At 70.9% G+C, this 24,003-nt stretch carries 24 protein-coding genes and 1 pseudogene; 4 read left to right on the plus strand and 21 right to left on the minus strand.

The annotated features are described in order from the left end of the window. Positions 1-70: 70 nt before the first annotated feature. The gene (locus F9B98_RS00940) at positions 71-649 is read left to right on the plus strand and encodes a GNAT family N-acetyltransferase (protein WP_191966610.1); all 579 of its coding nucleotides are present in this window, start codon (positions 71-73) and stop codon (positions 647-649) included. 42 nt (positions 650-691) lie between these two features. After that, complete coding sequence (locus F9B98_RS00945) at positions 692-1,075, plus strand: RNA-binding S4 domain-containing protein (RefSeq protein ID WP_150951634.1); 384 nt, start codon at positions 692-694, stop codon at positions 1,073-1,075. 506 nt (positions 1,076-1,581) lie between these two features. Here the strand turns inward: F9B98_RS00945 and F9B98_RS00950 are convergent. Next, positions 1,582-2,484, minus strand: coding sequence for an NUDIX hydrolase (locus F9B98_RS00950; protein WP_150951636.1), 903 nt, complete (start codon positions 2,482-2,484; stop codon positions 1,582-1,584). A gap of 80 nt (positions 2,485-2,564) precedes the next feature. Here F9B98_RS00950 and F9B98_RS00955 point away from each other — a divergent pair, with 80 nt between their 5' ends. Beyond that, positions 2,565-2,978 (plus strand): GNAT family N-acetyltransferase, encoded by a 414-nt coding sequence (locus F9B98_RS00955; protein ID WP_150951638.1) that lies wholly within the window; start codon positions 2,565-2,567, stop codon positions 2,976-2,978. Positions 2,979-3,264: 286 nt separating this feature from the next. Here the strand turns inward: F9B98_RS00955 and F9B98_RS00960 are convergent, their stop codons facing one another. From F9B98_RS00960 to argC, 20 genes are all read right to left on the minus strand, one after another. Further along, positions 3,265-3,711 (minus strand): DUF805 domain-containing protein, encoded by a 447-nt coding sequence (locus F9B98_RS00960; RefSeq protein WP_150951640.1) that lies wholly within the window; start codon positions 3,709-3,711, stop codon positions 3,265-3,267. Positions 3,712-3,757: 46 nt separating this feature from the next. Next, a complete protein-coding gene (locus F9B98_RS00965) occupies positions 3,758-4,240 on the minus strand; it encodes a DUF805 domain-containing protein (RefSeq protein WP_225310178.1) in 483 nt (160 codons plus the stop codon). Positions 4,241-4,403: 163 nt separating this feature from the next. Beyond that, positions 4,404-5,927 (minus strand): ribosome biogenesis GTPase Der, encoded by a 1,524-nt coding sequence (der, locus tag F9B98_RS00970; RefSeq protein ID WP_150951642.1) that lies wholly within the window; start codon positions 5,925-5,927, stop codon positions 4,404-4,406. Beyond that, a complete protein-coding gene (gene cmk, locus F9B98_RS00975; protein WP_150955719.1) occupies positions 5,917-6,624 on the minus strand; it encodes a (d)CMP kinase in 708 nt (235 codons plus the stop codon). Before cmk ends, der begins: the two co-directional genes overlap by 11 nt. A gap of 43 nt (positions 6,625-6,667) precedes the next feature. Then, a complete protein-coding gene (locus F9B98_RS00980; RefSeq protein ID WP_150951644.1) occupies positions 6,668-7,801 on the minus strand; it encodes a prephenate dehydrogenase in 1,134 nt (377 codons plus the stop codon). Positions 7,802-7,852: 51 nt separating this feature from the next. After that, positions 7,853-8,590 (minus strand): pseudouridine synthase, encoded by a 738-nt coding sequence (locus F9B98_RS00985; protein WP_191966725.1) that lies wholly within the window; start codon positions 8,588-8,590, stop codon positions 7,853-7,855. A 20-nt stretch (positions 8,591-8,610) separates the two neighbouring features. Continuing rightward, on the minus strand, positions 8,611-9,261 hold the full coding sequence (scpB, locus tag F9B98_RS00990; RefSeq protein WP_150951649.1) for an SMC-Scp complex subunit ScpB: 651 nt from the start codon (positions 9,259-9,261) through the stop codon (positions 8,611-8,613). Next, complete coding sequence (locus F9B98_RS00995; protein ID WP_150951651.1) at positions 9,251-10,153, minus strand: segregation and condensation protein A; 903 nt, start codon at positions 10,151-10,153, stop codon at positions 9,251-9,253. The genes scpB and F9B98_RS00995 overlap by 11 nt, the downstream gene beginning before the upstream one ends. Further along, the gene (locus F9B98_RS01000) at positions 10,137-11,039 is read right to left on the minus strand and encodes a ParA family protein (protein ID WP_225310179.1); all 903 of its coding nucleotides are present in this window, start codon (positions 11,037-11,039) and stop codon (positions 10,137-10,139) included. Before F9B98_RS01000 ends, F9B98_RS00995 begins: the two co-directional genes overlap by 17 nt. Before the next feature lie 152 nt (positions 11,040-11,191). Continuing rightward, positions 11,192-11,995 carry a DUF4184 family protein gene (locus tag F9B98_RS01005; protein WP_150951653.1) on the minus strand — a complete coding sequence of 268 codons (804 nt, stop codon included), beginning with the start codon at positions 11,993-11,995 and terminating at the stop codon, positions 11,192-11,194. Position 11,996: 1 nt separating this feature from the next. Beyond that, complete coding sequence (gene tyrS / locus F9B98_RS01010) at positions 11,997-13,310, minus strand: tyrosine--tRNA ligase (RefSeq protein ID WP_150951655.1); 1,314 nt, start codon at positions 13,308-13,310, stop codon at positions 11,997-11,999. A gap of 75 nt (positions 13,311-13,385) precedes the next feature. Next, on the minus strand, positions 13,386-14,150 hold the full coding sequence (locus tag F9B98_RS01015; protein ID WP_150951657.1) for a hypothetical protein: 765 nt from the start codon (positions 14,148-14,150) through the stop codon (positions 13,386-13,388). Next, positions 14,147-14,794 (minus strand): SatD family protein, encoded by a 648-nt coding sequence (locus tag F9B98_RS01020; RefSeq protein ID WP_150951659.1) that lies wholly within the window; start codon positions 14,792-14,794, stop codon positions 14,147-14,149. Before F9B98_RS01020 ends, F9B98_RS01015 begins: the two co-directional genes overlap by 4 nt. 51 nt (positions 14,795-14,845) lie before the next feature. Beyond that, complete coding sequence (gene argH, locus F9B98_RS01025; RefSeq protein ID WP_150951661.1) at positions 14,846-16,276, minus strand: argininosuccinate lyase; 1,431 nt, start codon at positions 16,274-16,276, stop codon at positions 14,846-14,848. 9 nt (positions 16,277-16,285) lie between these two features. Continuing rightward, the gene (locus F9B98_RS01030; RefSeq protein WP_225310180.1) at positions 16,286-17,440 is read right to left on the minus strand and encodes a heparan-alpha-glucosaminide N-acetyltransferase domain-containing protein; all 1,155 of its coding nucleotides are present in this window, start codon (positions 17,438-17,440) and stop codon (positions 16,286-16,288) included. Continuing rightward, positions 17,437-18,360: an ornithine carbamoyltransferase gene (gene argF, locus F9B98_RS01035; protein ID WP_150951665.1), complete on the minus strand. Its 924-nt coding sequence runs from the start codon at positions 18,358-18,360 to the stop codon at positions 17,437-17,439. The genes F9B98_RS01030 and argF overlap by 4 nt, the downstream gene beginning before the upstream one ends. Then, on the minus strand, positions 18,357-19,574 hold the full coding sequence (locus F9B98_RS01040) for an acetylornithine transaminase (RefSeq protein ID WP_150951667.1): 1,218 nt from the start codon (positions 19,572-19,574) through the stop codon (positions 18,357-18,359). The genes argF and F9B98_RS01040 overlap by 4 nt, the downstream gene beginning before the upstream one ends. Beyond that, positions 19,571-20,473, minus strand: coding sequence for an acetylglutamate kinase (gene argB, locus F9B98_RS01045; protein ID WP_150951669.1), 903 nt, complete (start codon positions 20,471-20,473; stop codon positions 19,571-19,573). The genes F9B98_RS01040 and argB overlap by 4 nt, the downstream gene beginning before the upstream one ends. Beyond that, on the minus strand, positions 20,470-21,627 hold the full coding sequence (gene argJ, locus F9B98_RS01050; protein WP_150951671.1) for a bifunctional glutamate N-acetyltransferase/amino-acid acetyltransferase ArgJ: 1,158 nt from the start codon (positions 21,625-21,627) through the stop codon (positions 20,470-20,472). The genes argB and argJ overlap by 4 nt, the downstream gene beginning before the upstream one ends. After that, a complete protein-coding gene (gene argC, locus F9B98_RS01055) occupies positions 21,624-22,673 on the minus strand; it encodes an N-acetyl-gamma-glutamyl-phosphate reductase (RefSeq protein WP_150951672.1) in 1,050 nt (349 codons plus the stop codon). The genes argJ and argC overlap by 4 nt, the downstream gene beginning before the upstream one ends. A 595-nt stretch (positions 22,674-23,268) precedes the next feature. Here argC and F9B98_RS15800 point away from each other — a divergent pair. Next, positions 23,269-24,003 (plus strand): annotated as a pseudogene (locus F9B98_RS15800) (hypothetical protein); the annotation flags it as partial.

Genomic DNA, 24,003 nt, shown 5'->3' on the forward strand with positions numbered 1-24,003 from the left:
ACCAACGCCCCTCCCGGGCGTGTGCGCACGCCCTTGTCCGATGTCGGACCCCCTCGCTACGGTTTCGGGCATGACGATCGAGATTCTCCCCGCCACCGGCGACCGCTTCGACGACGCTGAGGCGGCGCTCGACAGCGGCGACGGTCCCGGATGCCAGTGCCAATGGTGGCTGCTCACGAACGCGGAGTTCCAGAAGACGTCGCGCGACGACCTCACCACGCGCTTCCACGCCGAAATGCACGGGGACCGCGCTCCCGGCCTCATCGCCTACGTCGACGGCGAGCCCGCTGGCTGGGTCCGCGTCGGCCCCCGCATCGACCAGGCCCGCCTACTGCGCACCCGCGACGTCACGACAGCGACGAACGAGCCCCTCGACGCCGACGACGTCTGGTCGGTCTCGTGCTTCGTCGTCCGCAAGGCCCACCGCGGCCAGGGCCTGATGAAGAGACTCCTGGATGCCGCTGTCTCCACCGCCCGCGCCGCCGGCGCCCGTGTCGTCGAGGCGTATCCCCTCGACCCGACGGTCACGAAGCGCTCCGCCAACCAGCTGTACCGCGGCACGGTGTCGATGTTCGAGGAGGCGGGCTTCGAGATCGTCGACCGACCCAAACCCGATCGCGCGCTCGTCGCGCTGACGCTGCACCCCTGAACGCCAGACTTACGATGGAGGTTCGCCGACGAAAGACCTGACATGACGGATGCCACGACCACCGCTCGCGTCGACGCGTGGCTGTGGGCGGTGCGCGTCTACAAGACCCGGTCCGCGGCGACCACCGCCTGCCGCGCGGGGCACGTGCGGGTCAACGGCGAACGGGCCAAGGCGGCGCAACCCGTACGGCCTGGCGACGAGCTGCGGGTGCGGATCCAGGGCTTCGATCGGATCCTCGTCGTGAAGAAGACGATCGCGAAACGTGTCGGGGCGGCCCTCGTCGCGGAGTCGCTCGATGACCGCACTCCCCCGCCGCCCTCGAAGGAGAGCATGCCGTTCGTTCCGGTGCGGGATCGCGGTGCCGGACGCCCCACCAAGCGTGACCGCCGCGAGATCGAGAAGCTCCGCGGCCGCGAGCTCGACTGACCGCGCGACCCGCTCCCGACCCCTATGGCTCTTTCTCGGATCGCCGAGTCGGCGCGCGTGGCACAACCTCGGCAATCCGCGCAACCTCAGTCCCCAGCCGCCCCGCCGCGCTGACCCTGCGCGAATCACCGACCCTGCGCGGGGCCGCCGCCGGTGCCCGCCGGCCTCACAACCTCCGCGATCCGCACAACCTCAGTATGAAACCACCCCCGCGAACTGGCCCTGCGCGAATCACCGACCCTGCGCCCGGCCACCGCGTGCGCGCCGCACGACCTCCGCGATCCGCACAACCTCAGTCTCAAACCGCCCCAGCCAACTGACCCTGCGCGAATCACCGACCCTGCGCGGGGCCGCCGCCCCGGCAACCCCCGCACAACCTCCGCGATCCGCACAACCTCAGCTCAAAACCACCCCGACCAACTGAGCCTGCGCGAATCACCGACCCTGCGACGGGCCGCCGCCGCCCCGGACGCCGCAGAACCCAGGGCGGCCAGGCCGCAGCTCGGTCAGTCCACCTGGTCCAGCAACCAGCGGGCACCCCGCGCGCTCGCGCCGAGCGCCTCGACGCGGGCCGCCAGTTCCCGGTCGCTCGTCACGACGACGACGGGCCGAAACGCGCCCGCCAGCTCGCGCACCGCGGCGACGATCTCGTCGTCGCCCTCGCCCGGTGCGAAACGCACCTCGACGCCGGGCGCCGCGGGCTCGGCGGACCGCGCCTGACCCTCCAGCACCGCCGTGACCGACGGGAACCAACGCGTGGCGGAGAGGCCGAGGGTGTCGGCATCCATTCCCCGCTCGGCAAGCCGCGAGACCTTGGTGATCAGGCGGGTCGCGGCGCCGGCGCGGTCCTTCCACCAGCCGTCGGGAACCGAACCCATGACGTTCGCCACGTCGACGACGACAGCGGGCCGCGCGGTCAGCGCGTCGCGGAGGGCGGGCCACGAGGCAGCGAAGCCGGGGTGCAGGGGCAGCGACTCGACGTCGTCGACGGCGACCCACTCCAGGGCGACGCTCTCGGGGTCGCTGATCACCGGCTCGAACGGTGTCGTCACGTCGGCGACCAGGGTCGAGTACGACCAGATCCCCAGGTCGAGCACGCTCTCGAACCGCGCCCGCACGGCATCCGCCGGCACTCCCGCCTCTTCGCCGGACTCGCGCAGAGCCCCGTCGCGAGCGGATTCGCCCTCGTGCCGCGCTCCGCCGGGGAGGGCCCAGGTGTTGCCGAAGTGGCTCCACGACACGCGATGCTGCAGGAGCACCCCGCGCTCGGGGTCGAGGGCGAGCAGGCCCGCGGCTCCGAAACGACCCCAGTACTTCTCACCCGTGGGCGCCACGACCCACGCGTCGCCGGGGTCGCGGGGACCGTGCGGACGCCGCGGTTCACCGGGGGCAGGGGGCTCGATCGTCATCGTGTCCAGCCTGGCACACCCCTCGCAAGCGGGCGCGGCGTTGCGTCATATCGCGCCGCGGAACACGGGACACTGGTCGCATGACGTACGAGATCGACGACGCCCCGGAGCGGATCGACCGCGACACGGTGTGGCAGTGGCTGAGCACCGAGGCGTACTGGGGCCGCTGGCGCAGCCGCGCCGATGTGGAGAAGCAGCTCGACGGCGCCTGGCGCGTCGTCGGGGCATACCACCGGGACACGGGTGAGCTGGTGGGCTTCGCGCGGGCGATCTCCGACGGTGTCGGCTTCGCGTACCTCGCCGATGTCTTCGTGGTCGAGGGTCACCGCGGCCACGGCCTGGGCAAGGCGATCGTCGCCCGGATGATCGACGAGGGCCCCGGGCCGCACCTCCGCTGGACGCTGTTCACGAGCGATGCCCACGGGCTCTACGAGCGGTTCGGGTTCGCCGCGCCCGATCCCACCGCCCTCGTCCGCCCCGCGGCGCCGGCCTGAGTCCCGGCGCGTGGCGCGAGTCCGACGCGTACGCACCCCCGGCGCGCGCCTCAAGCCCCGCGGCGCCGGCCTGAGCCCCGGCACGCCTCCCGAGCCCCGCGAGACCGCGTCCCGCCGACAACCCCGCGCCATCCTGCACCAGTTTCGTCAGCGAGATGCCGTCTCGACGCCCCCGACCACCGCGCCGCACGCCTCGGGGTCGACCGCCGCCACGGCATCCGCGCCCCCTCCATAGACGACGAACGCCCCGACCTCACGTGGAGGCCGGGGCGTTCGAACGACGGACTCAGGCGTCGAAGCGTGCGCCGCGCGGGTCGGCCGGCAGCAGCTCGAACACCAGCAGGATGATGCCGCCCACGAGCGGGACGAAGGCGATGAACATCCAGAATCCGCTGCGGTTGCTGTCGTGCAGACGCCGCGCGAGCAGGGCGAGGTGCGGCACGATCGTCGCGAGGCCCCAGAGAAGCAGCACGATGAAGAACACCATGCCGAGGCCGCTCGGCGGCACCGGGTTGCCGGCGGCGTCGACGCCTCCCCCACCGCCCGTGATCAACGCGAGCATGCTGAGCACGAACGAGATCACGGCGTTGGCCAGGATCCACCACCAGAACTCGCTGCGGCTGGCCCGCCCCGAGAAGGTGGCGTACTTCTTGAAGAAACGCTGGACGGCGGCGCCCAACGGCGCGCCGTAGTACGGCTGAGAGAGCGGAACGGCGGTCTGAGCAGTAGTCATGTGTGTCCCCCTGACACGATGGCGAGTGCGATGCACGCCGATGACGTCACCGGCGCGAGTGCACCCTATCGAAACGCGTTCCCCCGGGGCGGGACTCTTGCACGGTGAGCACGATCAGCACTATCGGGCCGATCAGCGGGATCAGCCCGATGAGGATCCAGAGCCCGCTGCGATCGGTGTCGTGCAGACGCCGCACGAGCACCGCCAGCGTCGGAATGATCGTCCCGATCGCCCACACCAGCCAGATCCCCCCGAGGATCACCCCGAGCGGCCCGGTGACGGTCATCGAGCCGTCGGCTTCGATCCGGATGCCATCGGTCAGCGTCGGCAGCGCGTTCAGCGCCGTGCCCACCACCGCGGCGAACAGCACCCACCACCAGTATTCGCTGCGGCTCGCGCGCCCGTGGAAGGTCGCGTACTTCGCGAACACCCGACGGATCGCGGCGCCCAGCGGCGCGCCGTAGAAGGGCTGGTCGAGTGGCGGAGCGACGGCGGTCATGAGGTCTCCCGACAGAGGGGTGGATGCCACGGCAGCACCGTCGCGAGAGCACTGTATCGACCCGCCGGTCGGGCCAGGGTCCGCTTGCGCCGGCGCCCGCGAGACTGCAACGCGCGAGTAATCCGGGCCCGCGGACCCCGCACACGCGAAAGCGCCCCGCCCCACGACGGGGACGGGGCGCTCGGCGAGCGACTCAGCGCTGGCGCTTCTCGCGGATGCGCATGTTGAGCACGATCGGCGTGCCCTCGAAGCCGTAGATCTCGCGCAGGCGCCGCTGGATGAACCGGCGGTAGCCCGGGTCGAGGAACCCGGTCGTGAACAGCACGAATGTCGGCGGACGCGTCGCAGCCTGCGTGCCGAACAGGATGCGCGGCTGCTTGCCTCCGCGCAGCGGGTGCGGGTGCTCGGCGACGAGCTCCGACAGGAAGGCGTTGAACTTCCCGGTCGGGATGCGGGTGTCCCACGACTCGAGCGCCTGCTCGAGGGCGGGCACGAGCTTGTCGAGGTGGCGACCGGTGCGGGCCGAGATGTTCACGCGCGGGGCCCACGCGACGTGCGCGAGGTCCTGCTCGATCTCGCGCTCGAGGTAGCGGCGACGGTCCTGGTTCTCCATGTCGTCGTCGTTGAGGCGGTCCCACTTGTTGAACGCCAGCACGAGCGCACGACCCGACTCGAGCACCAGGTCGATGATGTTGAGGTCCTGCACGCTGATCGGCTGCGAGACGTCGAGCACGACGACGGCGACCTCGGACTTCTCCAGAGCGGTCGAGGTGCGCAGCGACGCGTAGAAGTCGGCGCCCTGCGACAGGTGCACGCGCCGACGGATGCCGGCGGTGTCCACCAGCGTCCAGAGCTTGCCACCGAGCTCCACGACCTCGTCCACCGGGTCGCGGGTGGTGCCCGCGAGCTCGTTGACGACGACGCGCTCCTCGCCGGCGGCCTTGTTCAGCAGCGACGACTTGCCCACGTTGGGGCGACCGAGGATCGCGACGCGGCGGGGTCCGCCGATCTCGTACTTCGCCACGGCCGACACGTCGGGCAGTACCTTCATGAGCTCGTCGAGCAGGTCGGCGACACCGCGGCCGTGGATGGCCGAGACCGGGTGCGGCTCTCCGAGGCCGAGGTTCCACAGGGCCGTGGCCTCGGGCTCCTGGCGCGCGTCGTCGACCTTGTTCGCGATCAGGAAGACGGGCTTCTTGCTCTTGCGCAGCAGCTTCACGACGTGCTCGTCGGTCGAGGTCGCCCCCACCGTGGCATCCACCACGAACAGCACGACGTCGGCGAGGTCGATCGCGACCTCGGCTTGAGCTGCGACCGAGCGGTCGATGCCCTTCGCATCGGGCTCCCAGCCGCCGGTGTCGACCAGCGAGAAGCGGCGGTCGAGCCACTCGGCCTTGTAGGTGACGCGGTCGCGCGTGACACCCGGGGTGTCCTCGACCACGGCCTCACGGCGACCCAGGATGCGGTTCACCAGGGCGGACTTGCCGACGTTCGGGCGACCGACGATCGCGACCACCGGCAGCGCCGGCAGGAACTCGATCGCGCCCTCGCCCGAGGCGAGCCCCGCGAGGAGGGCTGCGTCTTCCTCGTCGAGGTCGAAGTCCTCGAGTCCCGCGCGCAGCGCTTCGGCCCGCTGCTCGGCGAGCACCTCGTCGAGCTGCTCCATCTTCTCGGCGAGCTGGTCGGGCCCGCCCTCGTACTCGTCTTCAACGCCCATCGCGGGCTCCCATCGTGGAGTCGACGACGCTCAGCACGGCGTCGACGGTCTGTTCGAAATCTAGGTGGGTCGAGTCGACGACCTCGACGCCTTCGGCGGCGGTGAGGAAGTCGACGACCGTGGAATCGGCGGCGTCGCGCCGGTGCAGGGCTGCGGCGACCTTGGCGGCATCCTGATCCGTCAACTCCGCACTGCGGCGCGCGGCGCGCACCTCGGGAGCGGCGGTCAGCAGGATGCGCACGGGCGCGTCCGGGAACACCACCGTGGTGATGTCGCGGCCCTCGACCACGACACCCGAGAGTGCAGCGGATGCCACGAGCCGGCGGAACAACTCGTTCACCGCGTGGCGCACGGGGGCGACGCGGGCCACCCCGCTCACGGCATCGGTCACGCGGGGTTCGCGGATCGCCGCGGTGACGTCGGTGGAGCCCACGCGCACCCAGCGGTCGGCCGGGTCGAGCGAGATCGCGTAGTCGAAATCGCCGAACACCTCGAGCACCGCCGTGGCGTCGGACGTGTCGGCCCCGTGCGCGAGGGCGTGCCACGCGAGGGCGCGGTAGGCGGCGCCGGTGTCGAGGAAGCCGTACCCGAGGCGGGAGGCGGCGGCCTTCGACACGCTCGACTTGCCGCTGCCGGCGGGTCCGTCGATCGCGACGACGACGGGGGCGGATGCCGAGCCCTCGGCGGGGGCCGCCATGCCGGGCGCCATCAGTCCGGGGCGGAAGAGGGCGGGAGTGGGATCAGTCATGGGTGGTGCTCGCAATCCGCCAACCGCGCTGCTGCAGGCCGTCGACGGCGCGCCGGACAGCGTCGGGGACGACGCTGATCTCGGCGAGGCCGAACGGGGCTCCGGGCGAGTGCTCGAGGCGTAGGTCTTCGACGTTGACGTCGAGGTCGCCGAGCTCGCCGAACAGGCGGCCCAGCTGGCCGGAGGTGTCGTCGACCATGACGACGAAAGTATCGAAACGGCGGTTCTGACCGTGCTTGCCGGGCAGGCGCTCGACGCCCTTGTTGCCGCGGCGGATGGTATCGGCCACCGCGCGGCGGGCACCGGGCACCTCGGGGTCGCGAAGCGCCTCGGCGACGTCGGTCAGGTCGGCCGCGAGCTGATCGAGCACCGCGACGACGGGCGCCGCGTTCGCCCCGAGGATCTGCACCCAGAGTTCGGGGGCGGATGCCGCGATGCGCGTCGTATCGCGCACCCCCTGACCCGCCAGTCGCAGCGACCCGTCGGGGGCCTCGACGAAGCGCCCGGCCAGAAGGCTCGCCACCAGCTGCGGCACGTGCGACATGAGCGCGACGGACTCGTCGTGCTCTTCCGGCGTCATCTCGATGAGCGTCGCCCCGAGATCCAGGGCAAGGCCCTCGACGAGCGAGAGGTCGTGCGCGGAGGTCTCGCCGTCGCGGCAGACCACCCACGGCCGACCGACGAAGATGTCGGCGCGGGCCGAGATGGCTCCCCCGCGCTCACGCCCGGCCATGGGGTGCGAACCGATGTAGTGCGTGAGATCGACCCCTCGTTCGCGGAGGGTACGCAGCGGTTCGAGCTTCACGCTCGCGACGTCGGTGACGACGGCATCCGGGAATCTCTCCAGCTCGCGCTGCACGACGTCGGCCGTGACGTCCGGCGGCACGGCCACCACGATCAGCGAGGGCCGGTCATCGGGGCGCTCAGCGCGACCCGCGCCGTAGTCGATCGCCAGGCGCAGCTGCGAGGGAGACGCGTCGACCAGCACGATGTCGACGCCACGCGCGGTGAGGGCATGACCGATGCTCGCCCCCAGCAGACCCGAGCCGACGACGCGGACGGTGCCGCTCGTACGGGTCGCCAAGGGCCCGGCCGCGCGCGCGGACGTTCCGTTGACTTCGCTCATCGGGTCTCCTGCCCTGGGCGGCGCCGCTCGCACCGCGAGGCGCCCGGAGGCTCACTCCGCGGGAGTGTCGCCGTCTCGACGAGACAGCGTCAGCAGGGCACCGCGTTCTACTGTAGTCAACTCGCGGGCCTTGCCCACCGGGAGAGTTCCCAGGTGGAGGGGCCCGAACTGGCGCCGGACCAGCTCGACGACCGGGTGGCCCACCTCCGCCATCATCCGGCGGACGATGCGGTTCTTGCCCGAGTGCAGCGTCAGCTCGACCAGACTCTCCCCTCGCGAGGAGTCGAGCAGCCGCGCCTTGTCGGCGGCGATCCGCCCGTCTTCGAGCTCGACGCCCTTGATGAGCCGCTGGATCGTCTGCGGCAGCACCTGCCCCTCGACCTTGGCGATGTACACCTTGGTCACCCCGAACGAGGGGTGTGCGAGCACGTGCGCCAGGTCGCCGTCGTTGGTCAGCACGAGCAGGCCGCTCGTGTCGGCATCCAGTCGTCCGACGTTGTAGAGCCGCTCGTCCCAGTCCTTCGTGTACTGACGGAGGTCGGGGCGGCCGCGGTCGTCGCTCATCGAGCTCACGACCCCGGTGGGCTTATTGAGGACGACGTAGCGCTTGGACTCGTCGAGCTGGATGGCGGTGCCGTCCACATCGACGAGGTCGGTCTCGGGGTGGATGCGGCGACCGAGCTCGGTGACGACGAGGCCGTTCACGCGCACGCGCCCCTCGACGATCATCTGCTCGGCGACGCGGCGCGACGCCACTCCGCGGTTGGCCAGCACCTTCTGCAGGCGCACGCCCTCGGCATCCGCTTCACTCACTTCAGTACCTCTCCGTCGAATCCGTCCGAGCCGTCGTCGAGCAACGGCGAGATGTGCGGCAGCTCGTCGAGCGAGTTGATGCCGAGGTTGACCAGCAGCTGGTCGGTCGTTCCGTAGTGGATCGCGCCCGTGTCGGAGTCGGTGAAGACCTCCGTGATGAGTCCGCGGGCGAGGAGCGTGCGCACCACCGAGTCCACGTTCACCGCGCGGATGGATGCCACCTGCCCCCGCGTCACGGGCTGCTTGTACGCGATGACGGCCAGGGTCTCGAGCGCCGCCTGCGACAGCCGCGAGGGCGCCTGGGTGTTCACGAACTCGCCGACGACGTCGTCGTATTCCTCGCGAACGTAGAGGCGCCAGCCTCCGCCGACCTCGCGCAGCTCGAAACCGCGCACCGGTCCCCCGGTCTCGCCATCGTAGTCGGCGACGAGCGCCTCGACGGCCTGACGGACCGCCGGCACGGGCGCACCGACGGCGGCGGCGAGGCTCACGAGGCTCTGCGGTTCGTCGAGCACCAGCAGGATCGCCTCGAGACGACGGGCGACGGATGCCGGGTCACTCGGGCGCTGCGCCGGGATCGGTGCCTGCGCGGGAGCGGTGTTCGCCCCGTCCGCGGCGTCGCGGGTCTCGGCGGTGTCATCGGTCATAGTCGGCTCCCAGCGCGGCGAGGTTCTCTTCCGACCACCGCTCGGCGGTCCACCGCAGCGTCAGCTCGCCGAGCGGCTCGAGCTGCTCGAACGACAGCGCCGCGTGGCGGTACAGCTCGAGGATCGACAGGAACCGCGCGACGACGACCCCCGTCTCGGTGACCCCGGCGACGAGGTCGCGGAAGTTCAAGGTTCCCGCCGAGCGCAGCAGGGTCACCACGATCGCGGCCTGCTCGCGGATGCTCACCAGCGGCGCGTGCAGGTGGTCGAGGCCGACGGTGGGGATCTGCTTCGGCGCGAACGCGACCACGGCGAGGGCCGCGAAGTCGTCGGCGCTCAGGGTCCACTTCAGCTCGGGGACCGCGCTGCGGTACTTCTCGTCGAGCCGCACGTTGCGCGTGTGCCGCTTGTCCTCGCGCTGCAGGCACCGGGCGAACCAGGCCGAGACCTCCTTGAACGCGCGGTACTGCAGCAGGCGGGCGAACAGCAGGTCGCGCGCCTCGAGGAGCGCCACCGACTCGGCATCCACCAGCTCGCCCTGCGGCAGCAGCCCCGCGATCTTCATGTCGAGCAGGGTGGCGGCCACGACGAGGAACTCCGAGGCCTCGTCGAGGTCGCTCTCGGGGCCCATCGCCCGGAGGTACGCGATGAACTCGTCGGTGACCCGGCTGAGGGCGACCTCGGTGATGTCGAGCTCGGCACGCGAGATGAGGGTGAGGAGCAGGTCGAAGGGGCCGTCGAAGACGGGGAGGGTGACGCGGAAGCCGGGTGCGTCGGGTGCGGGCGCTTCGACGTGCTCAGCGTCCGGCGTCGCGATCTCGGCGTCCGACGCGGTCTCGGGGACCGTCGCGAGCGCGACGGCGTCGGGGGTGTCGTCAGGCGACGGCGCCACGGGCGACCAGCTCCCGCGCCAGCCGCAGGTAGGCCTGGGCGGCGGCGTGCTCGGGCGCGAACTCCGTGATGGGCATGCCCGACACCGACGCGTCGGGGAACTTCACCGTGCGGCCGATGACCGTCTCGAGGACGTCGTCGCCGAACGCCTCGACCACGCGCTCGAGCACCTCGCGCGAGTGCAACGTGCGGGGGTCGTACATCGTGGCGAGCACACCATCGAGTTCGATCGCCGGATTGAGGCGGTCGCGCACCTTGTCGATCGTCTCGACGAGCAGCGCGACACCGCGCAGGGCGAAGAACTCGCACTCGAGCGGGATCAGCACGCCGTGCGCCGCGGTGAGGGCGTTCACGGTGAGCAGTCCGAGCGAGGGCTGGCAGTCGACGAGGATCACGTCGTAGTCGGCCGCGACCTTGCGCAGCACCCGGGCGAGGATCGTCTCGCGCGCGACCTCGTTGACCAGGTGCACCTCGGCCGCCGACAGGTCGATGTTGGCGGGGATGACGTCGAGACCGTCGACGCGCGTGTGCACGATGACCTCGTGCGGGTCGCGCTTGGTGTCGAGCAGAAGGTCGTAGATCGTGGGCACGTCGTGCGTCTGGATGCCGAGACCCGCCGACAGCGCACCCTGCGGGTCGAAGTCGATGGCGAGCACGCGGCGGCCGTACCCCGCGAGCGAGGCCGCGAGGTTGATCGTGGTGGTCGTCTTGCCGACGCCGCCCTTCTGGTTGCAGAGGGCGATGATGCGGGCGGGGCCGTGGCTGTCGAGCGGCTTCGGGGTGGGGAACCCCTGATAGGGGCGACCGGTGGGTCCGAGGATGACCTCGTCTGCGCCCGTCTTCTGGCCCTTCGTGCTCGCCGACACCGAGTCTCCCGCCTTCGTCATAACGTCCCGAGTCTAGCCGCCGCCCGTCGCCGCGCCCGTGTGACCCGCGGGCGAGCGCGGGCGGGGCACATGGCATCGGTTCGCCCCGCACACGCTCAGCGATCCGCACACCCTCAGCGCGAAGGCGCCGCATCCCGCTGAGGTTGCGCGAATCACCGACCCTGCGCGCGCGTCCGCACCGCGACCCGCGCGCGCCGCGCCTGCACGAGCACCGCCAGCGCGAGCGTCAGGGCCGCCCAGACCGCGGCGACCTTCGTCAGCACGCCGTAGATCAGGTGCGTGGGGGTGTAGCCCGCATCGAATCCACCGTTGAGGGCCACCGCCACGACCGACGCCCCCAGCAGCGCGACCGGAAGCGAGAGCCACCACGCCCAGCGGGCGGCATCCGGGATCACCCTGCGCACCGGCTCGGGCGCGCGCCGCGACAGCCACACCGCCGCGAAGATCGCGAGGACGACCAGGCCGAACGCGCTCGAGGTGTGCTGCAGCCACTTCGCGCCCGAGAACGGCCCCCACTGCCCCGCGAGCGCTGGGAACACCTGCTCCCCCACCCGGCCCTCGTGCGTGAACAGATCCCAGGCGATGTGCGAGACGACACCCAGAGCGAGCGAGAGGACGAGCCACAGGATGCCGACGACTCCCCCGCCGGAACTCTCGCGCAGCGCCGCGCGGGCACCGGCCTCCCACTCCGCCGGTAGGCGTTCCGCGACACCACGCGGCGCGAGCTCCCGGGTGGCGGGCCGCAGCACGCACCGCCAGACGAGCAGCAGGACGAAGGCGACCACGACCGTCACGGGCAGCCACGCGACATCGTGAGTGAGCCCGTATCCGGGCCACATCCCCCGGACGAACAGCGGCAGGTCGGGGGTCATCGCCCCGATCGCGATCGCCGCCGGAACCAGCCGCGTGCGCACGAAGGGCAGTGCGACGACGGCGTGGCTCGGCGTGAACGGCATGTCAGCTGAGGAACAGCCCCGCGAGCGTCTTCTTGCCGCGGCGCAGCACCGACACCCCGCCGGGGAGCGTCCCCTCGACGATCGCCTCGTCGCTGGTGACCTTCTCGCCGTCGAGCGTGACACCGCCCTGAGCGATGGCGCGCCGGGCGTCGCTCAAGCTGCCCGACAGTTCGGTGGCCGTCAGCGCCTCGACGACGGTCGTCCCGCGGGCGATCGTCGCGTTCGGCAATTCCTCGAGCGCCGTGCGCAGCACTGCGGCATCCAGGGCCTTCACATCGCCCTGCCCGAACAGCGCCTCGGTCGCCGCGATCACGGCCTCGGTGGCCTCGACGCCGTGCACGGTCGTCAGCACCTCGCGGGCGAGGCGCTTCTGCGCGGCGCGACGGAACGGCTCCGCCTCGACGAGCGCCTCGTACTCCTCGATCTCGGCGCGCGTGAGGAACGTGAACACCTTCAGGCGCTCCACGACATCGCGGTCGTCGGTGTTGAGCCAGAACTGGTACATGACCCAGGGGCTGCACATCTCGGCATCCAGCCAGATGGCATTGCCCTCGCTCTTGCCGAACTTCGTGCCGTCGCTGTTGGTGATCAGCGGCGTTCCGATCGCGTGCACCGAGACACCCTCGGCGCGGCGCACCAGGTCGGTGCCGCTGGTGAGGTTGCCCCACTGGTCGCTGCCGCCGGTCTGCAGCACGCAGCCGTACTGGCGGTACAGCTCGAGGTAGTCCAGGCCCTGCAGGATCTGGTAGCTGAACTCGGTGTAGCTGATCCCGGCCTCGGAGTTCAGGCGGGCACTGACGGCGTCTTTCTTCAGCATCGTGCCGACGCGGAAGTACTTGCCGATGTCGCGCAGGAAGTCGATGGCGCTCAGCGGCGCGGTCCAGTCGAGGTTGTTGACGATGCGCGCGGCGTTGTCGCCCTCGAAGCTCAAGAAACGCTCGACCTGCCCGCGCAGCAGACCCACCCACTCCTCGACGGTCTCGCGGGCGTTGAGCGTGCGCTCGGCCGTCGGGCGCGGATCGCCGACGAGACCGGTCGAGCCGCCGACGAGACCGAGGGGGTGGTGACCGGCGAGCTGCAGGCGACGCATCGTGAGCAGCTGCACGAGGTTGCCCAGGTGCAGGCTCGGGGCGGTCGGGTCGAAGCCGCAGTAGAACGTGAGGGGGTCTCCACCGAGGAGTTCGCGCAGTTCGCCCTCATCGGTCGAGACGTGCACCAGCCCGCGATACACCAGCTCGTCCCAGACGTTGTCGAAGGTCGGGTCGATGGCGGGGGTGAGGGCGCTCACGGGCGCCGCGTCGGTGGAGGCAGACACCGGTTCAGGGTATCAGCGGGGCGAGAAGGCTCCGGATGCCACGACCCTGCGGCATCCGGGCCCGTGGCGGTCTCGTCACCCGGCGTGAACGCCCCACCACACCAGGAACGCCGCGGCCAGGGCGGTGACCCAGCTGACCAGGCTGCCGATGAGGAAGTACTCCGCGCGATCGCCGTCGTCGCGGTCGCGCGAGATCTCGGGGAAGCGCACGATCCCCTTCGCCGCGAGCACCGCGGCGATGAGGGTGTAGGCCCCGGTGAGGGTGAGCACGAAGACCAGGATCCGCTCGAGGGGCCCGATCAGGCGCCCGCCCTTGAGTCCGGGCACGGGGGCGGCGGGCACGGCCGCGTCGACGCCGATGGGGGCGGTTCCGGATGCCACGGGCCGGGGATCCAGCTCGACCCGCCCACCCATCTCGGACCGCAGCGCGATACGCACCACGGCGTTGCCGGACTCCAGCAGGAACACCAGGCACCCGACGACGAGGACGGCGACATCGATCGACACCGACGACCCCGGTCGGTACATCGCCCACGCCTCGCCGAGCAGACCCGGGCGCTCACGACCCGGGGCGATGATCACGCACGCCGCCGCGGCGAGCGCGAGCAGGGCGACCGGCCACAGCCCCGCCCGCGCGGGGCCGTCCTCGGGCACGACCCACGTCCAGATGGCGGCGACGGCAACGGCGAGGATGCCCGCCACCACGGCGTTCAGTCCCGCCGAGACGAGGATGAGAGCGAGGGATGCCACGGCGAAGGCGACCCACCGCCGCGTGCGGATCATCTGACGGATCAGGTCGACCGCGCCGACGGCGAGCAGGAGGAGACCGGCAGCGATCATGAGCGCACCCCGGCGGTGAGAGCAGTGAAGCCCTCGACGAGGGCGGCGGAACCGGCGGCGGTCAGAGCCTGTGAGACGGCGGACTGACTGACGCCCTCGGTCTCGGCCAGCTCTCGCTGGGATCGGCCGAGGCATCGTCCGTAGGTGAGCCGGCGCGACCTCTCGCTCATGGCCGAGACGAGCTGGTCGCGACTCAGGGCGTAGGCGCGGGCGAGCGCGATGGTCTCGGTCATGGTGGCATCCTGCCCCTCGGCGAGGACGATCCAGGTGCGGGCGAGCGGCGCGGCGCGCTGCTGCAGCCGTTCGATGTGGTCGACGGCCTCGCGGGCGGCCCACCAGGCCGGCCCCTCCGGCACGGTGCGGTCGGCCAGCTCGATCGGCCGCACCTCCCCCACGCCGACACCGAAACGGCAGTCGACGTCGTCGGGCAGGGCCAGACGCAGCAACAGCAGTGACGCGAGGGCGTCCGCGAGGGTGTCGTACTCGCCCTGCAGTTCGTCTCCGACCACGGGCGAGAGGGGGGCAGTGGCCACCGGCAGATCGCGGTGGACGATCGCGACCGCGTCGACGATCGAGCGTTGAGCGCCGGCACGATCCTCGAGTCGCCGGGAGGCGACGATATCGGCGATCACGGCGACGGTCATGACATAAGCCTAACGCTTATGAGCCAAGTTTGATAAGCAAGAAGCTGATATTCACATGGTCAGCGGTCGGGAGGCCGACTGCGCGCGCACGACGAGCTCTTCGCGCTGCTCGCGCACGCGTTCCGGGGCGGTCCCGCCGACCCCGGTGCGGCTCGACACCGACCCCTCGATGGTCAGGACCTCGCGGACCCGGGGGGTCAGTTCGGGCGAGACCGAGGCGAGCAACGCGTCGTCGGCGTCTTCGAGACCGATCTCGCGCTCCTCGCAGGCGCGCACAAGGGCTCCGGAGATCTCGTGGGCGTCGCGGAAGGCCACGCCCTGGCGCACCAGCCATTCGGCGACATCGGTCGCGAGCGAGAAACCCTGCGGGGCGAGCTCGGCCATGCGGTCGGTGTGGAAGCGAAGGGTCGCGATCATGCCCGAGAACGCGGGGAGGACGAGCTCGAGCGTACGGACCGAGTCGAAGACGGGCTCTTTGTCTTCTTGCAGATCGCGGTTGTAGGCGAGCGGAAGGCCCTTCAGCGTCGCCAGAAGTCCCGACAGGTTGCCGATCAGGCGACCGGCCTTGCCGCGCGCGAGCTCGGCGATGTCGGGGTTCTTCTTCTGCGGCATGATGCTCGAGCCGGTCGAGTACGAGTCGTCGAGCGTGACGAAGCCGAACTCGCGCGTGTTCCACAGGATCACGTCTTCGGCCAGGCGCGAGAGGTCGACGCCGATCATCGCGGTGATGAACGCGAACTCGGCGACCACGTCGCGCGAGGCCGTACCGTCGAGGGAGTTCTCGGCGGGGCGTGCGAGCCCCAGACGGTCGGCGACCAGCTGCGGGTCGAGGCCGAGCGTGGCTCCGGCGAGCGCGCCGCCGCCGTAGGGCGACACCGAGGCGCGCACCGACCAGTCGCGCAGGCGCTCGAGGCCGCGCACGAACGCCCAGCCGTACGCCTGCAGGTGGTGCGCGAGCAGCACCGGTTGCGCGTGCTGCAGGTGCGTGCGCCCCGGCATGATCGCGCCCTCGTGCGCCTCGGCCTGCGCGACGAGCGCGTCGATGAGGCGCAGGAGCTCCCGCGTGAGGGTGCGCGAGTGGTCGAGCAGGTACAGACGCACGAGCGTGGCGATCTGGTCGTTGCGGCTGCGGCCGGCGCGGAGCTTGCCACCGAGGGCCGGACCCACGGTCTCGATGAGCACGCGCTCGAGCGCCCCGTGCACGTCTTCGTCGCCGGGTGCGGCGACGAGCGAGCCGTCCTGCACGCGGGCGGCGAGCTCGTCGAGGCCATCGTGCATGGCCTTCGCCTCATCGGCGGTGAGGTAGCCCGCCGCCTCGAGGGCGGCGGCGTGGGCGTGCGACCCCTGGATGTCGTAGAGCGCGAGGTCCCAGTCGAAATGGGTCGAGCGGCTCAGGGCCGCCAGCTCGGGAGACGGTCCGCCCGAGAAACGGGCTCCCCACAGGGCGCCCTCGTTCGTCGACTGACCGGTCTCGCTGCTCATGCACCCAGCCTACCGAGGGCCGCCGACACCGCCGGAGCCCGAGACGGGCGCCGGGCCCGACGACCGCGCTCCCGGCGTGGCATCCCGCCCCACGATCAGGCGGACGACCGCGTCGACGAACATCTCGAGCGGGCCGCGACCGATCGTGAGCGCCCACACCGTGCAGCCCACGATGAGCCCGAGCGTGAGGGGCACGAACAGGCCCGCCTCGCGGATGCCGGAGAGGTCGGAGGTGTCGCCGAGCAGGACGAGGGCGACGACCGCCCAGACCACGAGTTGCAGCACGTACGCGGTGAGCGGCATCGAGCCGACGGCGCGCAGCGGGACGGCGATCCAGCGCAGCGGCGTGCGGCACAGCAGCAGGCAGATGCCGATCACCGCCAGCGCGAAGCCGCCCGAGCCCACGACCTCCCACAGGCCCGAGGAGTGGTCCTCGGCGGTCAGCACGGCGGCGAGGTAGGGATGACCCGCCGCGACGGGGGCCGTGGCGAGGGCGAAGCCGTACCCGGCGAGGGCGAGCGACAGGCCCGCCATCACGAGCAGGATCTGCTCCCCCAGCGCCCGCAGATCGAGGCGCCCCACGCCCATCCCCGCAAGGAGGAAGGCGATCCACACCGTGAAGGGGTAATTCCACCCCAGGGCGGCCTCGAGCTCGGCTCCGCCGCGCCCCGCGAAGACGGGCGCCGCGTCGAGCAGCGGTTGGACCCACGGCATGAGGAGCGCGAGCGCCCCGGCGGTCAGGAAGAGATCGCGTGCGCGCATGCCGAGGAAGGGCAGTGCCAGCACGAACAGCAGCGCGTAGGCGGGCAGGATGACGTAGACGGGAACCCCCGTCATCACCAGCAGCAGACCGATCACCCAGAGCAGCGCTCCCCGCAACGCCAGTCGGGCCGCCGCGCGCGGTCGTCGCTGCGGGGCGAGCGGCCGCGGGCCGCCGGTCACGAGCGCGATCGAGACGCCCGCCAGCACGGCGAACAGGATCGACGAGCGGCCGTTGACCAGGGTGACCCACGTGCTCGGGTCGGGTGCGAGCGTGTGCTCGGTGTCGAGCAGGTGCGCGGCGAGCATGCCGAGGACGGCCAGCCCGCGCGCGAGGTCCACGCCGACCAGCCGGCCCGGCCCGTCGAAACGGGACCAGGCGCGGCCGAGCGGCGAAGAGGTCACTGCTGACGCAGAAGCCACACCAGGAGCGCCTTCTGGGCGTGGAGTCGGTTCTCGGCCTCGTCCCAGACGACGCTCTGCGGGCCGTCGATGACCTCGGCGTCGACCTCGTAGCCGCGGTCGGCGGGGAGGCAGTGGATGAAGATCGCGTCGTCGTCGGCGCGCGTCATGAGCTCGCTGGTGACCTTGAAGCCGCCCAGGTCGCGGATGCGCGCGATCTTCTCCTCCTCTTTGCCCATCGAGACCCACGTGTCGGTGACGATGACATCGGCTCCGGATGCCGCGGCCTCGGGGTCGACGAGCAGGGTGATCGACCCGCCGGTCTCGGCGGCGATCCGCTCGGCGTCGGCGATCACGTCGGCGCGCGGCGCGTAGTCCGCGGGGGCGGCGACTCGCACGTGCATGCCGGCGGTGACCCCGGCCAGGACGTATGAGTGCGCCATGTTGCTCTGGCCGTCGCCGAAGAACGACAGGGTCAGCCCCTTCAGCTCGCCCTTGTGCTCGCGGATGGTCAGCAGGTCGGCGAGGAGCTGGCAGGGGTGGAAATCGTCGCTGAGCGCGTTCACCACGGGGACGCGGGTTCCGCGCGCCATCTCTTCCAGACCCGCCTGCGCGTAGGTGCGCCAGACGATCGCGGCGACCTGGCGTTCGAGCACGCGGGCGGTGTCGGAGGGGGTCTCCTTGCCGCCGAGCTGGCTGTTCGCGGTGGAGATGATCAGCGGGGAGCCGCCGAGGTCGGCGATGCCGACGGCGAACGAGACACGGGTGCGCGTCGACGACTTGTCGAAGATGACGGCGACCGTCTGAGGACCTTCGAGCGGCTTCTGCGCCCAGCGGTCCTTCTTCAGCTCGATCGCGAGGTCGAGGATCTCGGCCTGCTCGGCCGGGGTCAGGTCGTCGTCACGCAGCAGGTGGCGGGTCACGCGGGGGCTCCTTCGAGGATGAGGGCATCGGAGACGGTGGCCAGCGCGGCACCGAAGAGGTCGAGGAACGCCGAGATCTCGGCATCCTGGATCGTCAAGGGCGGCGCGATGCGGATCGTCGTGTCGTTCGCGGCGTTGACGATGAGACCGTGCTGCTGGGCGGCGGCGACGACGGCCTTGGCGACGGGGCTCGTGAGCCCGATGCCGAGGAGCAGGCCCCGACCGCGGACGCCATCGACGAGGGGCGACCCGAGGGCGGCGATCCCCTCGCGCAACTGGGTCTCGCGCCGGGCGGCGTTCTCGACCAGACCGGCCGACTCGATCTCCTGCAGCACGGCGCCTCCGACGGCGGTGCCCAGGGCGTTGCCGCCGAAGGTCGAGCCGTGCGTGCCCGGGAAGAACAGGTCGCTGGCCGCACCGAAGGTGATGAGCGCGCCGATCGGGAAGCCGCCGCCGATGCCCTTGGCCACCGTGATGGCATCCGGAACGATCCCGGCGTGCTGGAAGCCGAACCACGCGCCGGTCCGGCCCGCACCGGTCTGGATCTCGTCGATGATCAGCAGCGCGCCGTGGCGTTCGGTGAGCTCGCGCGCGGCCTGGAGGTACCCCTCGGGCAGCTCGACCACTCCGGCCTCGCCCTGGATGGGCTCCACGAGGAAGGCGGCGACCCGCTCGTCCATCGCGGCCTCGAGCGCCTCGATCGTGGCGTCGATGTGCTCCACGCCCGGGACCATCGGAAGGAAGTCGGCCTGCAGCGCGGGCTTGCCGGTGAGCGCGAGAGCGCCCATCGTCCGGCCATGGAAGCCGCCCTTGAGGGTGAGGATCCGGGTGCGATCGGTGCCACGACCGTGCAGGCGGGCGAGCTTGAGCGCCGCCTCGTTCGCCTCGGCGCCGGAGTTTCCGAAGTAGACCCGACCCGACTCGCCCGTTCCGGCGAGGCGCTTCAGCCGCGCCGCCATCGCCAGCTGCGGGGGCGTGGCGAAGTAGTTCGACACGTGGGCGAGCGTCGCCGCCTGCTCCGAGACGGCCTTCACGAACACGGGGTGCGCGTGGCCGAGGGCGTTCACGGCGATGCCCGCGAGGAAGTCGAGGTACTTCGTGCCCTCGTCGTCCCAGACGTAGGCGCCTTCTCCGCGCACGAAGAGCGCCATGCGGTCGCCGAAGCTGCGGACCAGATCGCGTCCGGCGTCGTCCTGCCAGGTTGCGGTGGTCATGCGACCACCTCCGTTCCGATTCCCTTGTTGGTGAAGAGTTCGACGAGCACCGAGTGCGGCACGCGGCCGTCGATGATGGCCGCGGTGGGCACTCCCCCGTCGACGGCGTCGAGGCACGCCTGCATCTTGGGGATCATGCCCGACTCGAGCGTCGGCAGCATGGTGCGCAGCTCCGTCGAGGTGAGGTGCGACACCAGCGAGTCGCGGTTGGGCCAGTCCGCGTAGAGCCCGGGCACGTCGGTCAGCACGACGAGCTTCTTGGCGTTCAGGGCCGTCGCGAGCGCCGCCGCCGCGGCATCCGCGTTCACGTTCAACGACGTTCCCGGGTTGTCGAGGTCGGGCGCGATGCTCGACACGATCGGCACGCGCCCCGCGGCGAGGTGATCGAGCACCGGCTGCGGGTCGACCGTGACGACATCGCCCACGCGGCCCAGGTCGTGCTCGACGCCGTCGACGACGACACCGCGACGGCGACCGCCGAAGAGGCCGGCGTCTTCGCCGCTGAGGCCGGTGGCCAAGGGACCGTGCGCGTTGACCTTGGCCACGAGCTGCGGGTTGATCTGACCGGTCAGCACCATCCGCACGACGCCGATCGCCTCGGTCGAGGTGACGCGGTAGCCGCCGCGGAACTCGCTCGGGATGTCGAGGCGGTTCAGCATCGACGAGATCTGCGGGCCGCCGCCGTGCACGACCACGGGCTTGACGCCCACGTAGCGCAGATAGGCGATGTCGGCGGCGAAGGCGTCCTGCAGCTCGTCGCTGACCATGGCGTTCCCGCCGTACTTCACCACCACGACCTGGTCGCGGTACTTGCGCACCCAGGGCAGCGACTCGACGAGCGTGATCGCCCGTTCGCTGGCTTCGGCGGGATCGGTGTCTTGGAGATCGACGTGGGTCATGAGGAGTAAGCGCTGTTCTCGTGGACGTAGTCGTGCGTGAGGTCGTTGGTGCGGATCGTGGCCGTCGCCTCGCCCACCCGCAGGTCGATGACGAGGTCGGTGGCGCGCGGGGTGAGGTCGACGTCCTCGCGCGGGCGGTCGGGACCGCCGGCCGTGCACACGCGCACGCCGTTCATCCACACGTCCACGTCGTAAGGGTCGAAGGCCGCGTTCGTGGTGCCGATGGCGGCGAGCACCCGGCCCCAGTTGGGGTCGTTGCCGAAGATCGCGGCCTTGAAGAGGTTGTTGCGGGCGACCGAGCGACCGACCTCGACGGCGTCGTCCTCGCTCGCGGCGTTCACCACCTGGATCGTGATGTCGTGGCTGGCGCCCTCGGCGTCGCCCTGCAGCTGCGCGGCGAGGTCGTCGCACACCCCGGCGAGGGCCGCGGCGAACTCGGCGGCATCCACCCGGATGCCGCTGGCACCGCTCGCGAGGAGCGTGACCTGGTCGTTGGTCGACATGCAGCCGTCGGAATCGAGCCGGTCGAAGCTGACCCGGGTCGCCGAGCGGAGGGCGGCATCGGCCTCGACCGCGTCGAGCACGACGTCCGTCGTCAACACGACGAGCATCGTGGCCAGACCGGGAGCCAGCATTCCGGCGCCCTTCGCCATGCCGCCGATCGACCACCCGGCGCCGCTGTGGACCGCGCGCTTGGGCCGGGAATCGGTGGTCATGATCGCCAGCGAGGCGTCTTCTCCGCCCTCGGTCGAGAGAGCGGCCACGCCCTCGTCGACGCCCTGGAGCACTCTGGCGCGGAAGACCTCGTCACCGGTGCCGATGAGCCCGGTGGAGCACACGACGACATCGCCCGCTCCGACACCGAGCAGCTCGGCAGCGCGCTCGGCGGTCTGGTGCGTGGTCTGAAACCCGAAGGATCCGGTGAAGCAGTTCGCGCCACCCGAGTTCAGCACGACCGCCTCGATCGTGCCGTCTTTGACGACCTGCTCCGACCACAGGATGGGGTTGGCTTTCGCCCGGTTCGACGTGAACACCGCCGCCCCGACCTTGAGCGGGCCGCGGTTCACCACGAGGGCGACGTCGCGCGCGCCGGTCGACTTCAGGCCGACCGCAACGCCGGCGGCCTCGAATCCTGCGGGGACGGTCACGCTCACGGGGCGACTCCGTTCAGGGGAAGGGCGGTGGTCTCGGCGAGACCGAGCGCGAGGTTCATGGACTGCACGGCGGCACCGGCCGTGCCCTTGACGAGGTTGTCGACCGCGGCGACGACCGTCACTCGGTTGGCCGCGCGATCGATCGCCAGGCCCATCGACGCGATGTTCGCGCCGAGCACGTCGGCCGTGCGCGGGAAGACGCCCTCGGGGAGCAGCTCGACGAAGGTCTCTTCGCCATAAGCCACCTCCCAGGCGCCGCGGATCTCGGCATCCGTCGCTCCTTCTCGAATGGGGGCGGACGAGGTGGCGAGGATGCCGCGCGACATCGGCACGAGAACGGGAGTGAACGATAGCCGGATGCCGTCTCGCGGCGCCCCGGCGGCGACCAGCGCCTGCCGGATCTCGGGGATGTGTCGATGTGTACCGCCAACGGCATACGGGTTGGCGGAGCCGAGGATTTCGCTCGCGAGGAGGTTGGTCTTGGCCGATTTGCCGGCGCCGCTCGGACCCACGGCGAGGACCGACACGATGTCGGAGGGGTCGATGACCCCGGCGGCGATACCGGGGGCGAGCGAGAGCGCGACGGTCGACGCATTGCAGCCGGGGGCCGCGACGCGCGTCGCATCGCGGAGGTTCTCGCGCTGCTTCCCGCCCGCAACGGGGAGCTCGGGCACCCCGTACGCCCAGGGGTCGGGGTGGGGCCCTCCGTAGAACGCCGCCCAGTCCTCCGCGGAGGTCAGGCGGTGGTCGGCACCGGCGTCGACGACGAGCGGGGTATCGGCCAGGGCGTCGGTGTACTGCGCAGATTGACCGTGCGGTAGAGCGAGGAAGACCACGTCGTGCCCGGCGAGGACCTCGGGTGTGGTCTGCTTCAGCTCGAGATGGGCGAGCGAGCGCAGGTGCGGCTGATGCGCGACGAGAGGCTGCCCCGCGTTGGAGTGCGCGGTGACGGTGCGGATCTCGACATCGGGATGAGAGGCCAGGAGGCGGAGGATCTCGCCACCCGCGTAGCCGGAAGCGCCGGAAACGGCGACCGAGAGGGTCATGTATCCACCTTACGAGTCGGGGCTGGTGCTGAAATCAGCGTGAACCGGGGCGGCGACGCCCGTATGCCCGACCGATGGCGGGTTACGAGGTCGCCGAGAATCGGCGCGCGACCCGACGTCGACGCTCGTCACCGGTGCTCACGAAGAGCTCCTCGGTGCGCACGGTGATCGACGACATGTGGCGAGGGTATCCGCAGCGGAGGCGGTGGGGCAAATCAGCGAGTGTTGCATCGCCCACGCGCTAGCAGTCGCGATACCCGCGATGCAATCCTCCCGTGTCCCCCAAATGGGGGACAGAAAAGGCCCTATGCTGTGAACCTGCCCTCATCGCCGGGCACTTCCGACTGCCCCCCTTACCGGCGATGAGGGCAGATTTCTGCGCGCACCCGCATGCGCATCCCCGAAGGAGCCGACACGGCACGTCGACCGGCGCACGTCGCGTGATTGTGACGGCGCACGGCGACGAAGTCAAGTCTTCCCAGCCGGTTCATCGCCCCTCTCTACTTTCGGACCCGTTGGTGCTTAGGGGGGCCTAGGCGACCAGGGGAACATGGTGCTTCGCACGAAATTTCATAACGACAGCGTCCCGCCGTCCATGCGGGCTCGGCGGACGCTCATCAAGACGACAGCCGTCGTCGCTCTGAGTGCCCTCGCGGCATTCGGTGCACCGCTCAGCGCCTCGGCACTAAGCGACTCGGTAACGGAGGAGTCGTCGACGACGACGACCACCACGGACTGGTCTCACGGGGGCGGGTCTCACACGGACGGGTCGCACAGCGACGGGTCTCACGCGGACGGGTCGCACAGCGACGGTAAGACCGACGGACACTCGGACGGCAAGACCGACGGGAACACCGACGGACACTCCGACGGCAAGACCGACGGGAACACCGACGGACACTCCGACGGCCACACCGACGGGAACACCGACGGCAAGACCGATGGGAACACCGACGGCAAGACCGACGGCAAGACCGACGGCCACACCGACGGGAACACCGACGGCAAGACCGATGGGAACACCGACGGCAAGACCGACGGCAAGACCGACGGCCACACCGACGGCAAGACCGACGGACACACCGACGGCCACACCGACGGCAAGACCGACGGACACACCGACGGCCACACCGACGGACACTCCGACGGCAAGACCGACGGACACACCGACGGCCACACCGACGGACACACCGACGGACACTCCGACGGCCACACCGACGGCAAGACGGACGGACACTCTGACGGCAAGACCGACGGCAAGACCGACGGCAAAACCGACGGACACACCGACGGACACACCGACGGCAAAACCGACGGACACTCCGACGGC

Source organism: Microbacterium testaceum StLB037, assembly GCF_008763945.1.
Lineage (GTDB): Bacteria > Actinomycetota > Actinomycetes > Actinomycetales > Microbacteriaceae > Microbacterium > Microbacterium testaceum_G.

Bases quoted from the DNA above. Each gene is read 5' to 3' on its own strand.
- F9B98_RS00940 (WP_191966610.1), top strand. From the start codon at position 71: ATGACGATCGAGATTCTCCCCGCCACCGGCGACCGCTTCGACGACGCT.
- F9B98_RS00945 (WP_150951634.1), top strand. From the start codon at position 692: ATGACGGATGCCACGACCACCGCTCGCGTCGACGCGTGGCTGTGGGCG.
- F9B98_RS00950 (WP_150951636.1), bottom strand. From the start codon at position 2,484: ATGACGATCGAGCCCCCTGCCCCCGGTGAACCGCGGCGTCCGCACGGT.
- F9B98_RS00955 (WP_150951638.1), top strand. From the start codon at position 2,565: ATGACGTACGAGATCGACGACGCCCCGGAGCGGATCGACCGCGACACG.
- F9B98_RS00960 (WP_150951640.1), bottom strand. From the start codon at position 3,711: ATGACTACTGCTCAGACCGCCGTTCCGCTCTCTCAGCCGTACTACGGC.
- der (WP_150951642.1), bottom strand. From the start codon at position 5,927: ATGGGCGTTGAAGACGAGTACGAGGGCGGGCCCGACCAGCTCGCCGAG.
- cmk (WP_150955719.1), bottom strand. From the start codon at position 6,624: ATGGCGGCCCCCGCCGAGGGCTCGGCATCCGCCCCCGTCGTCGTCGCG.
- F9B98_RS00980 (WP_150951644.1), bottom strand. From the start codon at position 7,801: ATGAGCGAAGTCAACGGAACGTCCGCGCGCGCGGCCGGGCCCTTGGCG.
- scpB (WP_150951649.1), bottom strand. From the start codon at position 9,261: ATGACCGATGACACCGCCGAGACCCGCGACGCCGCGGACGGGGCGAAC.
- F9B98_RS01000 (WP_225310179.1), bottom strand. From the start codon at position 11,039: ATGACGAAGGCGGGAGACTCGGTGTCGGCGAGCACGAAGGGCCAGAAG.
- F9B98_RS01005 (WP_150951653.1), bottom strand. From the start codon at position 11,995: ATGCCGTTCACGCCGAGCCACGCCGTCGTCGCACTGCCCTTCGTGCGC.
- F9B98_RS01015 (WP_150951657.1), bottom strand. From the start codon at position 14,150: ATGATCGCTGCCGGTCTCCTCCTGCTCGCCGTCGGCGCGGTCGACCTG.
- F9B98_RS01020 (WP_150951659.1), bottom strand. From the start codon at position 14,794: ATGACCGTCGCCGTGATCGCCGATATCGTCGCCTCCCGGCGACTCGAG.
- argH (WP_150951661.1), bottom strand. From the start codon at position 16,276: ATGAGCAGCGAGACCGGTCAGTCGACGAACGAGGGCGCCCTGTGGGGA.
- F9B98_RS01040 (WP_150951667.1), bottom strand. From the start codon at position 19,574: ATGACCACCGCAACCTGGCAGGACGACGCCGGACGCGATCTGGTCCGC.
- argB (WP_150951669.1), bottom strand. From the start codon at position 20,473: ATGACCCACGTCGATCTCCAAGACACCGATCCCGCCGAAGCCAGCGAA.
- argC (WP_150951672.1), bottom strand. From the start codon at position 22,673: ATGACCCTCTCGGTCGCCGTTTCCGGCGCTTCCGGCTACGCGGGTGGC.